The organism is Rhizobium ecuadorense (genome assembly GCF_001187535.1).
GTDB lineage: Bacteria > Pseudomonadota > Alphaproteobacteria > Rhizobiales > Rhizobiaceae > Rhizobium > Rhizobium ecuadorense.
This window is the reverse complement of sequence record NZ_LFIO01001628.1, coordinates 1-491: the sequence shown is the minus strand read 5'-3', so window position 1 is coordinate 491 and position 491 is coordinate 1. Positions and strand designations below refer to the sequence as shown.

At 56.8% G+C, this 491-nt stretch carries 1 pseudogene; it reads left to right on the top strand.

Annotated features, from left to right (window positions below):
- A pseudogene (locus AF337_RS32810) lies at window positions 1-483 on the top strand (IS3-like element ISRel21 family transposase); the annotation flags it as partial.
- Between the last annotated feature and the right edge of the window lie 8 nt (window positions 484-491).

The window sequence follows — 491 nt, the reverse complement described above, 5'->3', positions numbered from 1 at the left end:
TGGGCGATGGACTTCGTTCACGACCAACTCGCAACGGGTAAGAAACTGCGCGTGCTGACGGTGGTCGACACCTTCTCGCGCTACGTGCCGGTGCTTGATCCACGTCATAGCTATAGAGGCGAAGACGTTGTGCAAACCCTTGAACGGGTGTGCCAAAAAGCCGGCTATCCGAAAACGATCCGTGTCGACCAAGGGACCGAGTTCGTGTCGCGCGACTTGGACCTGTGGGCCTATTCCAAGGGTGTGACGTTGGACTTCTCACGCCCCGGCAAGCCGACTGATAATGCTTTCATCGAAGCGTTCAATGGCCGCTTCCGTGCAGAATGCCTGAACCAGCATTGGTTCCTGACCCTTGCGGATGCCCGCGAAAAGATGGAGGATTGGCGTAGATACTACAATGAGGAAAGACCTCATGGTGCGATCGGCAACAAGGTGCCGATCTCGTTGGTGAATTCGGGAGGCGCAACCAGCCCGCCTCCCTGAATGAAGCC